This window comes from Pseudomonas laurylsulfativorans (assembly GCF_002906155.1).
In the GTDB taxonomy this organism is placed as follows: Bacteria; Pseudomonadota; Gammaproteobacteria; order Pseudomonadales; family Pseudomonadaceae; genus Aquipseudomonas; species Aquipseudomonas laurylsulfativorans.
The window spans coordinates 687,602-699,826 of sequence record NZ_MUJK01000002.1 but is presented as its reverse complement, the minus strand read 5'-3'; the positions used below and the strand labels follow the sequence as shown (position 1 = coordinate 699,826).

The 12,225-nt window shown below is 59.1% G+C and carries 12 protein-coding genes, 1 tRNA gene and 4 pseudogenes; 8 read left to right on the top strand and 9 right to left on the bottom strand.

The genetic code is table 11. From position 1 onward, the window contains the following. The first annotated feature begins 172 nt into the window (after nt 1–172). From B0D71_RS09605 to B0D71_RS09575, 7 genes and pseudogenes are all read left to right on the top strand, one after another. The gene (locus B0D71_RS09605) at nt 173–1,666 is read left to right on the top strand and encodes a sensor domain-containing diguanylate cyclase (RefSeq protein WP_103394552.1); all 1,494 of its coding nucleotides are present in this window, start codon (nt 173–175) and stop codon (nt 1,664–1,666) included. Then, the gene (locus tag B0D71_RS09600; RefSeq protein ID WP_103394551.1) at nt 1,653–1,871 is read left to right on the top strand and encodes a cysteine-rich CWC family protein; all 219 of its coding nucleotides are present in this window, start codon (nt 1,653–1,655) and stop codon (nt 1,869–1,871) included. The genes B0D71_RS09605 and B0D71_RS09600 overlap by 14 nt, the downstream gene beginning before the upstream one ends. A gap of 34 nt (nt 1,872–1,905) precedes the next feature. Further along, nucleotides 1,906–2,598: a pseudouridine synthase gene (locus B0D71_RS09595; protein WP_103394550.1), complete on the top strand. Its 693-nt coding sequence runs from the start codon at nt 1,906–1,908 to the stop codon at nt 2,596–2,598. Nucleotides 2,599–2,910: 312 nt separating this feature from the next. After that, nucleotides 2,911–3,795 (top strand): alpha/beta fold hydrolase, encoded by an 885-nt coding sequence (locus B0D71_RS09590; RefSeq protein WP_103394549.1) that lies wholly within the window; start codon nt 2,911–2,913, stop codon nt 3,793–3,795. Nucleotides 3,796–3,973: 178 nt separating this feature from the next. Then, nucleotides 3,974–4,047: transfer RNA gene (locus B0D71_RS09585), tRNA-Gly, on the top strand. A gap of 479 nt (nt 4,048–4,526) precedes the next feature. Next, nucleotides 4,527–4,782: pseudogene (locus tag B0D71_RS09580) on the top strand (short-chain dehydrogenase). Between the two features lie 75 nt (nt 4,783–4,857). After that, nucleotides 4,858–5,106, top strand: a pseudogene (locus B0D71_RS09575) (type II toxin-antitoxin system HicB family antitoxin); the annotation flags it as partial. 193 nt (nt 5,107–5,299) lie between these two features. Here the strand turns inward: B0D71_RS09575 and B0D71_RS31430 are convergent. The 8 genes and pseudogenes from B0D71_RS31430 to B0D71_RS32335 form a co-directional block, all read right to left on the bottom strand. Continuing rightward, nucleotides 5,300–5,512 carry a hypothetical protein gene (locus B0D71_RS31430; protein ID WP_205885989.1) on the bottom strand — a complete coding sequence of 71 codons (213 nt, stop codon included), beginning with the start codon at nt 5,510–5,512 and terminating at the stop codon, nt 5,300–5,302. A gap of 455 nt (nt 5,513–5,967) precedes the next feature. Further along, complete coding sequence (tam, locus tag B0D71_RS09565; RefSeq protein WP_103394547.1) at nt 5,968–6,738, bottom strand: trans-aconitate 2-methyltransferase; 771 nt, start codon at nt 6,736–6,738, stop codon at nt 5,968–5,970. Between the two features lie 219 nt (nt 6,739–6,957). After that, nucleotides 6,958–7,461 (bottom strand): DUF4142 domain-containing protein, encoded by a 504-nt coding sequence (locus B0D71_RS09560; RefSeq protein ID WP_103394546.1) that lies wholly within the window; start codon nt 7,459–7,461, stop codon nt 6,958–6,960. Nucleotides 7,462–7,535: 74 nt separating this feature from the next. Then, a complete protein-coding gene (locus B0D71_RS09555; protein ID WP_103394545.1) occupies nt 7,536–7,694 on the bottom strand; it encodes a KGG domain-containing protein in 159 nt (52 codons plus the stop codon). 118 nt (nt 7,695–7,812) lie between these two features. Continuing rightward, a complete protein-coding gene (locus B0D71_RS09550) occupies nt 7,813–9,159 on the bottom strand; it encodes a sensor domain-containing protein (RefSeq protein ID WP_103394544.1) in 1,347 nt (448 codons plus the stop codon). Nucleotides 9,160–9,238: 79 nt separating this feature from the next. Continuing rightward, a complete protein-coding gene (locus B0D71_RS09545) occupies nt 9,239–9,877 on the bottom strand; it encodes a LysE family translocator (RefSeq protein ID WP_103394543.1) in 639 nt (212 codons plus the stop codon). 87 nt (nt 9,878–9,964) lie between these two features. After that, nucleotides 9,965–10,394, bottom strand: a pseudogene (locus B0D71_RS32160) (type 2 periplasmic-binding domain-containing protein); the annotation flags it as partial. Nucleotides 10,395–10,478: 84 nt separating this feature from the next. After that, nucleotides 10,479–10,577, bottom strand: a pseudogene (locus B0D71_RS32335) (LysR family transcriptional regulator); the annotation flags it as partial. A 62-nt stretch (nt 10,578–10,639) separates the two neighbouring features. Here B0D71_RS32335 and B0D71_RS09535 point away from each other — a divergent pair. Next, complete coding sequence (locus B0D71_RS09535; RefSeq protein ID WP_103394542.1) at nt 10,640–11,659, top strand: DUF4917 family protein; 1,020 nt, start codon at nt 10,640–10,642, stop codon at nt 11,657–11,659. A 181-nt stretch (nt 11,660–11,840) separates the two neighbouring features. Here the strand turns inward: B0D71_RS09535 and B0D71_RS09530 are convergent, their stop codons facing one another. After that, nucleotides 11,841–12,185 carry a YegP family protein gene (locus B0D71_RS09530; RefSeq protein ID WP_103394541.1) on the bottom strand — a complete coding sequence of 115 codons (345 nt, stop codon included), beginning with the start codon at nt 12,183–12,185 and terminating at the stop codon, nt 11,841–11,843. Between the last annotated feature and the right edge of the window lie 40 nt (nt 12,186–12,225).

The following is a 12,225-nucleotide window of genomic DNA, read 5'->3' as shown; positions in this document are numbered from 1 at the left end:
GCTTCGCGACCCAACGGGGGCAAGCCCCCTCGCCACAAAAGCCCGCTCCCACAATGACCACGCGCAACCTCCGTGGAACATAGGAGCGACCATTCGCGGCGCACATGGAGCAGTTATTTCCCCGCAGTACCCTTAGAATGCTTGCCATCGGATGACTGCCAATGGAACTGCCATGCCGCTTCGCTCGCCGCTGTATTCTCAACGCTCGTTGGTCCTCACGCTGGTCGCATTGCTGGGCGCAGGTTTTCTCGCTACCTCCTTTCTCAGTTACTACGCCTCTCGGGCATCGATCCGCGACAACATCGTCAACACCGAACTGCCGCTGACGTCGGACACCGTCTACTCGGAAATCCAGAAAGACCTGGTCAGGCCGATCCTGATTTCCTCGATGATGGCCCGCGACACCTTCATGCGCGATTGGGTGGTCAACGGTGAAAAGGACTCCGACCAGATGACCCGTTACCTCAACGAAGTCATGACCCACTACGGCGCCTACACCGCGTTCTTCGTCTCCAACACCAGCCTGACCTACTACCACGCCAAAGGTGTGCTCAAACAGGTCAAGGCCACCGAACCCCGCGACGCCTGGTACTTTCGCGTGCGCGACATGAAGGACCCGTACGAGATCAACGTCGACCCGGACCTCGCCAACAAGGACAACCTGACCTTCTTCATCAACTACAAGGTCTACGACTACAACGACCGGTTCATCGGCGCGGCCGGCGTCGGCCTGACCGTCGACGCTGTGATCAAGCTGATCGACAAGTACCAGCAGCGTTATCAGCGCAGCGTATATTTCGTCGACAACTTCGGACGCCTGGTGCTCACCGGCGCCGAAGGGGGTCCGCAGGGTGCACACATCGGGCAGAAACTCGGCGAACTCGACAGCATGAAAGACCTGATCAGCCGACTGCCCAAGCCTCACAGCGGCAGCTATGAATACTCCGTGCAGGGCCAGGGGCATTTCCTCAACGTGCGGTTTATCCCGGAGCTGAACTGGTACCTGTTCGTCGACAAACGCGAAGACAGCGCCCTCGGTGAAATCCGCCAGTCGCTGTACCTCAATCTGCTGATCTGCCTGCTGGTCACGTTGATCGTGCTGGCCTTGCTCAACCGGGTGGTCAAGCGCTATCAAGACAAGATCCAGGTCCAGGCCATCCTCGACAGCCTGACCGAACTGCCCAACCGTCGCGGCTTCGACCTGCTGGCCGCGCAGGCCTTGCAAGAAGCCCAGCGTGAACCCAAGCCGCTGACCGCTTTGCTGCTGGACCTCGACCACTTCAAGGCGCTGAACGACACCTACGGCCACCTGGCCGGCGATCAGGTACTCATCGGTTTCGCCCGGGATCTGGAAAGTTGTCTGCGTCAATCCGACATCGTCTGCCGATGGGGCGGTGAAGAGTTCATCGTGCTGCTCAAGGACACCGACGGCAAGACCGGTCTGATGATTGCCGAGAAAATTCGCCTGCACGTGGAACAGCAGCGCTATACCTACAACGGTCAAGCCTTGCATGTGACGGTCAGCATCGGTCTCACGACCCTGCAGCCCGATGACACCTTGCACAGCCTGCTGTCGCGGGCGGATCATGCGATGTATCGGGCCAAGCAAACTGGCCGTAACCGAACCTGCGTGGAAAGGTCTCACTCTGTCCATGAACCAGCCTGACCTCTGCCCCGCCTGCGGCGCGCCCAACGACTGCACCCTGGCCGACCCGCGAACAGCCGACCGCGCCTGCTGGTGCTACGGCGTCAGCATCGACCCGGCCGTGCTCCAGGCGCTGCCGGCTGAACTGCGCAACGCCTCGTGCCTGTGCCCACGCTGCGCCGAAGTCGAGGCACAGTTGCAAGCAGCGCCCGAATCGATCAAGTAAGATGCGCGCCCCTAACTTCACTGATCCTTGAGTCATGCGCGTCGACCGTTTCCTCAGCAACCTGCCGTGCTTCAACCGTAAGCAGGTACGCCTGTTGCTGGTGGAAAAGCGCGTCAGGATTGACGGAAAAGTCGTCAGCGACCCGCACAGCGAAGTCCGCGAATTCAGCCGCGTCGAAGTCGACAGCGATGTGCTGCAAGTCGGCAAACCGCTGCGCCACTTCATGCTGCACAAGCCCGCTGGTTGCGTCAGCGCCACCAAAGACCCGCAGCACCCCACCGTACTCGATCTGATCCACGAGCCGGACAAGGACGAACTGCACATCGCCGGACGCCTGGATTTCAACACCACCGGCTTGATGCTGATCACCAATGACGGCAGCTGGTCGCGCCGTCTGACCCAACCGCAGACCAAGCTGCCCAAGGTCTACTACGTCGAAACCGAGCATGCCATCGGCCCCGAATACGCGATCAAATTCAGCGAGGGGCTGTACTTCGCCTTCGAAGACCTCACCACGCAACCGGCCGGGCTAGAGCTGCTCGGGACAAAGTGCGCACGCCTGAGCATCGTCGAGGGCCGCTATCACCAGGTCAAGCGCATGTTCGGCCACTTCAACAACAAGGTGATGCGCCTGCATCGCGAACGCATGGGGCCGCTGGTGCTCGACGATGCGTTGAAACCGGGCGAATACCGCCCACTGACCGTAGAAGAGATCGGATTGATCTAAACACGCGACCGCTGAGCAGAAGTTGTCGAACAATTTACCAACGGCACTTGCGCGATGACGTGACCCCTGCTTGAATCAGGACGTCGGCCGAAATGTGACCGACGAGTCACCCCATACTTCTAAGAAACTTTTTGCCGGTAGGAACCCAAGGGTTCCGGCCTCATCCGGCAGACTGCCCGCCAATAACAATACCCGTCGACCGGACTGCAATGGATCGACATGGGCCTCTCAAATTCCAGGCGTATGCCTACCTGTCACAAAGCTCGTGCAATCTCTATTGCGCGCATACCCGCTTGCCAGGAGTCTTATGACATGAGGCCAGAAATCGCTGTGCTGGATATACAGGGTCAGTATCGGGTCTACACGGAGTTCTATCGCGCAGACGCCGCAGAGAAGACCATTATCTTGGTCAACGGGTCGATGGCCACGACTGCGTCGTTTGCACAAACCGTGAAAAACCTCCATCCGCAGTTCAACGTCGTCTGCTACGACCAGCCCTACGCGGGTCGGTCAAAAGCCCACAACCTGCATGAAAAAATGCTCACCAAGGAAATCGAAGGGCAGATCCTTCTTGAGCTGATCGACCACTTCGCCGCCGAACACGTGCTGTCGTTTTCCTGGGGTGGCGCGGCGACCATGATGGCGTTGTCGCAACGGCCACGGCGCATCGAAAAAGCCGTGATCAGCTCGTTCTCCCCGGTGATCAACGCGCACATGCTCGATTACCTCGAACGCGGCGTCGAACACCTCGGCAACCTGGATGGTGACCGCGTCGGACATCTGGTGAACGACACCATCGGCAAACACCTGCCGTCGTTGTTCAAGCGCTTCAACTATCGCCACGTCAGCTCCCTGGCCGAACATGAGTACGGGCAGATGCACTTCCACATCAACGACGTGCTGCACAGCGACCGCCAGTGCTACCTGCACGCGGCGAAGAAAATTGATGTGCCAGTGCTGTTCCTCAACGGCGAATGGGACGAATACACCGCCGCCGACGACGCCCGGTTGTTCGCCAACCACGTGCAACACAGCACGTTCAGTACCCTTCAGGCCACCGGCCACTTTCTCGACATGGAACACAAAGCCGCCTGCCGGGACAGCCGCAACGCACTGATGGGCTTCCTGAAACCTGCGCAATACGAAAGCCGACCGCGTTACCACTACGTCCAGGACCACCATGCATTGGCAAGCTGAAAGAGAGTCATCGCGAGCAAGCCCTGCCCTGCCGGATTAAACGTATTCCGCAGGCGCGAGGCTTGCCCGCGATCGACCGTCATGCGGTCGAGACTTGGTTTCACCTGCGCTAAACCCATCTGGCGCAAAGAAAAACTTCATTTCCACGCGCACATCTGGTACAAAGTCACCGCTCTGAGCGGGTGTCGTATAATGGCATTACTCCAGCTTCCCAAGCTGATAACGAGGGTTCGATTCCCTTCACCCGCTCCAATCGAATTTTGATCTCACGTCAGGGTGGTTTTGACGGGGGATGTAGAGAAAAAAAAACCGGTCCAAGTGGCCGGTTTTTTTGTGCGCGGGATCTGGTGATGCGCCTGCCAAAGTTAGTGCCAAGGCCCACTTTTAAGGGCCCAACGGAGATCAACACGAGAACAAGCAACGTCCTACACTACGCTGGGAATTGTCCGTACACTTGCGCATTGCTGTGCCTTTGTCATGAGACCTATAGTCCGACCGCGCCCAAATGGCGTGTCGGGTTTGGCGACTCGGTAACAACGGTACAGAAGGCTCCGAGGATTTCTCGGAGCACTTTTGATCACGCTTGGCTGCTTTTTCGGTAGCTGTGCGTGGGAGACCTTCGGGTCTGCCGGTTTCACCATTGTCCGGTTCGCCAACCCGCGTACAGCTACCACCCTATTGTTTGGCGACAATTGAGTGGTAGGTCTTCCACCTACAATTGGAACTCACTCATGAAAGAATTCATGGCTTTAACCAGCATCGCCGACGATCTCCCCCTCCCTCTTCGTCAACACCACACAACCCCTGCACTCCCTGCTCAGCACCGCCAGCTACCGAATTCGCGCCGTGACGCAGCTTCTTGAAAACCTCGCGATTCGCGGCGACCTGACCTCTGACGCCGTTGTACTCAGTGACTTCGCGTTGCTCTGCTGCGTGCCGTTGCGTGACGGTTGCGATGTGCTGGATGTAATCGCAGAGCCATCTTGACGAACCACAAGGCGCCTATTCAGGCGCCTTGTGCGTTACATACCCCATCAGCCTTTTCCATGGAGGACGATGAACATGTTTTACCCGATTGCGATTTCCATGGGAGACGACGAACAGGCGTGGGGCGTGGAAGTCCCGGATGTGCCGGGTTGTTTTAGCGCCGGTGAAGATCTGGAAGATGCAATAGCCATGGTTCAACAAGCCATTGAGGGGCATTTCGAGATGCTCGCTGTGGATGGTGCGCCCTTCCCTTCAGCCAGCAGCGTTGCCCTGCATGCAGCAAATCCAAAGTACGCAGGTTGCACGTGGGCACTGGTGGAAATCGCTGATGATGTAGGTTCGCGCTCAGCGCTGCCCCCATCGCCTGTACGCTCGTATCTTTTGCGTATGGATCCCACTACGCGAATAAAGAAGCCGTAGCGCAGCGTTGAGCCAGGCAATTGCTCCCTTATGATCCAGGCTCACCCTTCGCACCGAGATCAACATGCACAATTCAGAGTTGGGAATCATGATCATTTCAATGATCGGGTTGTTCGGCTTTGCCTCGTTTGCTTTTGAATACCTGAGTGCCCGGCGCTCGAAAAAGAACAGACGGTAAAAAAACTCTTCGCGCAATCCCGGGAAACACCGATAACGCAATACCTGTAGGAGCCGGCTTGCCGGCGATGGACTCAAGGGCGCCGCGTTTATCCAGTTCATACTCGTCATCGTTAACGACCATCGCTGGCAAGCCAGCTCCTACAAGGGACCGCGTCCTGGTAGAAATGATGTGAACGCCAAACTGTAGGAGCCAGCTTGCCGGCGATGGACTCAAGTGCGCCGCGTTTATCCGGTTCACACGCGTTATCGTTAACGACTATCGCCCGCAAGCGGGCTCCTACAAGGGACCGCGTCCTGGTCGAAATGATGTGAACGCCAAACTGTAGGAGCCGGCTTGCCGGCGATGGACTCAAGTGCGCCGCGTTTATCCGGTTCACACGCGTTATCGTTAACGACCATCGCCCGCAAGCGGGCTCCTACAAGGGACCGAGTCCTGGTCGAAATGGTGTGAACGCCAAACTGTAGGAGCCAGCTTGCCGGCGATGGACTCAAGGGCGCCGCGTTTATCCAGTTCATACTCGTCATCGTTAACGACCATCGCTGCGATGCGGCGACCCGACAAGCCAGCTCCTACAGGAGATCGCATCAGCGGGTCGCGACGATAAACAGTCGCGGGAACGGCAACAGCACCGAACCATCGGCCAAGGCCGGATACGCCTGTTCGACAGCCGCCTGATACTGCTTCAGATACTGCGCCCGCTCCATCTCGTCCAACGGTTCGAGGAATGGCCGCAAACCGCTGCCCTTGAACCACTCCACCACACCAGACGCACCGCCCTCGAGCGGATGATGGTAGGTGGTGCGCCACACATCGACGCGGGTGCAACAGGCCTTGAGGATCGAGTAGTAACCGCTGGCACTGTCCATTTCCGTGCGCTGCCTGGCAGCGCCTGCCAGTTTGCCAGCCCATGGGCCGTCACCGGCCACTTCGCGCATCAAACGGTGTGAAGGTTCATTGAGGTTGTCGGGCATCTGGATCGCCAGGCTGCCACCCGGTGCCAGTTTGCTAACCAGTGAAGGCAGCAACGCTGCGTGATCAGGCAGCCACTGCAACACCGCGTTGGCGAATATCACGTCGAACGGGCCGTTGTCGTTCCAGGTGTCGATACCGGCGATATCGAACTGCACCTGCGGCAGGCGCTTGCGGGCGGCGTCGATCATGTCGCTCGAACTGTCCAGCCCACGCACCGTGGCATTGGCAAAACGCTCGACCAGCAACTCGGTGGAGTTACCGGGGCCACAACCGATATCGATGGCCGAACGCACGTCCCCGGCGGGGATGGCCGCCAGCAGGTCACGGGCGGGACGGGTGCGCTCATCTTCAAAAGCGACGTACTGTTTGGCGGACCAACTCATTGCGTTCTCCTGTCGGTGTGTTGTCCTCGGGTCGCTACGATACCGCGGCGAGCACCGCCAAAGGTTTCAGAAAATCACCTTTTCGGTCATTTCGAATTTTCACTTTCCCGCCGTTTTATGAAAAACCAACACGCAATCCCAAGCCGCATCCGGATCAGTGCTGAATAGAAAAACGGCGCGTGACTGAAGCCCCGCGCCGTTTGTGTTCAAACCTTGCGCTCAACTTCTGGCCTGCAACACCTTGGCCATTTGCAGATGATTTTGCAGTTTCGGCAGGGTTTCTTCGGCGAACGCCTTGATCTGCGGCACGTCAGTGGTGTGAGCGACTTGTTGCAACTGATCGATGGTTTCCTGCGTGGTCTTCACCTGACTGGCCGCGTAGGCTTCATCGAAGGTCGCCCCATCCATGGCTTGTGGCATCAGGGCTTTGGCTTTTTCGACAATTTCTTCCCGCGGGGCCACGGGCAAATCCAGTTGTTTGGCGATTTTCGCCAGGTGCTGGTTGGCGGTGGTGCGGTCATTGATGACGACAATGGTGTAGTCCTTGACCTCCTTGGACTCGGATTTCTGGTGCGCCAGGCGACTGGCCTCGATGTCGGCCATGCCTTGGGCCGAGGCCTCGTCGATGAATTCAGCGGGCGACTGGGCAAAGGCGCCGCCAGCAAACAGGCCCAGTAACGTGGCAATACTGGCATTACATAATCGGGTGGCCATCCGTTTCATGGTCGCGCCCTCCTCTTCTCAAATTCAAACGGGAGCTTTCGCCCCCGCTTCTCAATCAAAACCACCTGCATCCTTTAGCGGGATTTCTGACCGCCCTTACGGCTCATATCGGGTTTCGCCGGTTCTTTTTCGACGGTCGTGGTGGTGGTTTTCCCACCCTTGCGACCGGCTTCAGAGGCCTTCGTTCGATCGTTGGCGAAGTTCCCCGAGTTCGAGTTTCTTGAGTTAGGCATGATTCTCTTCCTCTTGGTGGTAGTCGCGGCGAGCTTGCGCCCGCATAGAATCTGAATTTGCGCGTCCCAAAAGGTTTAAAAAAAAGCGTGGTTAGTACGACGAACGGTGCCCGGGCTTTCAGACCAGGCGCAGGTGGTTCTCGCGTTTAGCGCAGTACATCGCGTCGTCGGCATGCCGGAACAGTTGCTTCTCTTCGGTGCCGTGATCTGGGTATCGGGCGACGCCGATACTGGGCTGGATGTTCAGGCTGAGGCCGTCCAGCCGCAGGGGCTGGGCCAGGACCTGACGAACTTTCTCGACCACGATGTCGGTATCGTGCGCCGCGTGAATGCTGTGCAGCAGCACCACGAATTCATCGCCGCCAATGCGGGCCACAGTGTCGGTTTCCCGCACGCAGCCCTTGAGCCGGTTGGCCACCGCTTGCAGCAGCATGTCGCCGACCGCATGGCCGTGGGTGTCGTTGACTTGCTTGAAGCGGTCGAGGTCGACATACAACAGCGCCATGTACCCGCCGTCCTCCCGGGCCACTTGCAGTGAGTCTTTGAGCCGGTCACGCAGCAGCTCGCGGTTGGGCAACTGGGTCAGTTGATCGTACTGGGCCATGTGTTGCAGACGGGCGTGCAATTGCTTGCGCTCGATGGCGGTCGCGACCTGGGCGCAGACGTATTGCAGCAGTTCCTTGTCTTGCTCTGTGTAACGCTCGCCACCCGGAATGCTTTTGACGATCAATGCGCCGATGGTGCCGTTTTGCGAGTTCAGCGGCACACCCAGCCAACAGGGTGCGTTCTGCTCGGTCACCAGAACTTCGAAGCCGGCAGGAGGCGTGCATTGGTCCGGGGTCAACAGAATCGGCTGCCCCGTGCGGATCACTTCGGCGCACAGGCGCCCGGTCATGGTTCCGGGCTGTTCGGGCTGTGGCTCGTGGTCATCGACGTGATAAGGAAAATTCAGCTGCGCGCAGTGCTCGTCGTACAGCGCCACGGAAAAATTCAGTGCCGGCAGCCATTCGCCGATGATCATGTGGATGCGTTTGAACAACGCCAGCAGATCCTCCGCCGCGTGAGCCGCTTCGGAAATCGCATACAGCGCGGCCTGTCGGGATTCGGCCTGCTTGCGCTCGGTGATGTCGCGAGCCACGGCGATGCGCAACTGGTCGACCTCGGACCAACGTGCCGACCAGAGGATGTGCACGACGCGACCATCCTTGCGCAGGTAGCGGTTTTCGAAGTTGAGCTTGGGTTCGCCCCCCATGATTTCCCGGGCGGCGTCGAGGGTGCGCTGGCGATCGCCCGGGTGCACCATATCGATCATCAGCCGCCCGATCATCTCATCGGCGCTGTAGCCGAAAATACGCTCGCATGCCGCACTGACAAAGACAAAGCGGCCCTGTTTGTCCACCGCACATACGGCATCCAGCAACAGATCGATATAGCTCGCCAGTGGCGCGGAATTCCGGTTTTCCATGGTTCAGCGTGGGTGTCCCGATAATGCAGCGCTCATCAATCATCCCTGCCCAGTCGGCCTTGCCTCCTTGTCATCACATTCAAGCTTTGTTCGGCATCAGCCCCGGCAGCGCATGGACCAGCGCGTTGATGGCAAAACCGATGAACATCACCCCACACAACCGGGTGATTGCCAGTTCATGACGCTGGTACAAGGTGCGCACTCGCCGCGCACCGACGATGCCGATGAGAATAGCGTAGGCAAGCAATCCACCGACGAAGCTCAGACCGATCAGCGCTGGCAGCATCGACCAGTTGAGCAGTTCTGCGCGGCTCGACAACAGCGCCGTGAACGTCGCCACCGCCACCGGATAGGCCTTGGGATTGGTCAGGCCAAACAGAATGCCGTGCCAGAACGGTTGCCGCGCCGGGCCCTGCGGCGCATCACCGTTGCTGCGCCGGGCGCGCACCGCACGCCAGCCGAGCCAGAACAGGTACAGGCCGCTGAGTACGCCGAGCACGTCGAACGCGGTACTGCCGATCTCCCGCGCACCGACAATCGCGACCAGCGCCGTGCTGCACCACACCACATCGCCGAGCAAATGCCCGCACAGAAACCCCGCCCCGGCACGTCGCCCATGGGCCGCGCCAATGCCGAACACCGCCAGCACACCCGGCCCCGGGGTGATGCCGTAGATAAAACCCGAGGCAAGCACGGCCATTAGCAACGATGGGGTCATGGGAAGTCCTTTTGAACTACTTGGTGAATGGTCGCCAGTCTATATCAGGTCTTCAGCTGCCGACTGCCTGATCGCGACAGAAACTCTTCAACGGTGGGTCCCCTGCACGATCCGCTCATTCAGCCAATTCAACGCCTGATCCCCACCCCGCCGTTCATGCCACGCCAACACAAAGGTGAACGACGGAATATCAAAGGGTGGCAGCACGACGATCAACGACTGTTCATCAATATCGCGCAGCCCACGCGAGGCCACCGTCAGGATCAGATCAGTGCCGCTGATGAATTCCGGGTCCACGCTCCAGTGCGGCAGGCTGATGGCAACGCGGCGACGCTCGCGCAATGCCGTCAGCGCCCGCTCGATTTCCAGGGTGCCACTGCCGCGCATCTCCAGCAGGACGTGAGGTCTTGCCAGGTAGGTTGGCAGGTCGATGCCCGGCGCTTTCGCTGCGCAAGGTTCGGATCAGTCCCGGCAGAACGATGGCAGCGCCATAGTCGGACATCGCCAGGCGGCAGGTGCTGAGAGGATACGTGTTCCGAGCAGGAGTTGCCGCCGCACTGGCCCAGGGTGTTGATCACCGCATCCCGCCCGCCGCGCCCAACAAGCTGATGCCCAGCGCCTCCTCCAGCTCCATCAAGCGTTTGCACGCCGCCGCGCCGGCAATGGCTTCGCCGGTTTTTGCCCGAGTCGTGCCGTGGTCCGGGCACCCGGTCGTGATAAAGTCGCCGCCCGTAGACCTTTTGCCGTGAGACTAAGACCGCAATGACCGATTTCCTGGATGTCGATGCCCAACTTGAAGACTGGGACGCCTTGCGCAGCAGCGCTTCGTTCAGTGGATTGCTGGTGGGCAACGGCGCCAGTCGCGCGGTGTGGGACGATTTCGGCTACGAGTCGCTGTTCGAAAACGCCCGCTCTGTTGAAGAAAAACCCCTGAGCCCGTCCGAGCTGAGCGTATTCGATGCGATGCAGACCCGCAGCTTCGAGCAGGTACTGAGCGCCCTGAAAACCACCAGCCGGGTCAACAAGGCCCTGGCTGTGAGCTCCGCCGCCCCGCGCAATCGCTACTACGCGATCAAGGAAGCGCTGATCAACACCGTGCATGCGGTGCATATCCCGTGGCGGCTGGTGGTGCCTTCGACGCTGGCGACGATCAATCAGGAACTGGCCAGCTATCGCACGGTGTTCACCACCAATTACGATCTGCTCAACTACTGGGCGGTGCAACACCAGCCTGAGGCGATTACCGATCTGTTCCACGGCGCCGAACCCGCTTTCGACCTGAGCGAAACGGCCACCGACAAGACCCGTTTGCTGTACCTGCACGGCGGTCTGCACCTGGTGCGCAACCAGGACGGCACGGCGCGCAAGCTGATGTCGACCGAGGGCACGCTGCTGGGCAATTTCGCCATCAACAACACGATCAAGACCCTCGACGACGTGCCGCTGTTCGTCAACGAAGGGCCGAGCGCGGACAAGCTCAAGACCATTCGCAGTTCGGACTATCTGTCGTTCTGCTACGAGCAATTACTCGGTCACGGCCAGGCGCTGTGCATCTTCGGCCATGCACTGGGGGAGCAGGACAGCCACATCATCCACGCCTTGCGCCTGGCGAAACCGCAGGTGGTGGCGATCTCGATTTATCCGCGCAGCAAGGCGTTCATCCAGCATCAAAAGCGGCATTACGCGAAGGTGTTTGAGGGAACGGGGGTTGAGTTGCGGTTTTTTGATTCCAAGAGCCATGCGTTGGGTGGTCCGAAGCTCACGGTTCCCGTCGAGGTTTAGCGGCGACTGATCTGACGCATTCGTCGGAACGCCGCCCGGAGCCAGCTCGCTCCCGCTTTGGAGTTCATTACCCCTGTGCTCGCGATGGCGGTCTTCCAGTCAACATCAATGTTGAATGTTATGGCCTCATCGCGAGCAAGCTCGCTCCCACAGGGATTTGTACTGGATTTGAAGATAGCGATCAAAGCACCGGCAACGTCTTGTCCTTGACCACCTTTGTCGAGCCGTTGGCCTTCACGCTAGCAATGCCTTTCTCCATGGCGGCATCAGAGGAATAGGACTCGCTGCTGCCGATGATTTCGTGATTGCCCGCCTTGAGATTGAAATACGGGTGGCCATCCTTGGTGGTTTTCTTCTCGTAACGCTCATCCAGCGGGCTGTTGGCCTGGACCGAGGCGATGCCTTTGTCGGCGGCGGCGTGTGTGGTGTACAGCTCGCTGGTCAGAATGGTCTCGGCGTTGGCCGCCTTGAGGACAAACCTGAACTGGCCATTGCTGCTTTTGCTCACTTCATACCATCCGGACATGCTGATTCTCCTTGGCGATTGAGAGGTTGCGCGCATCAGA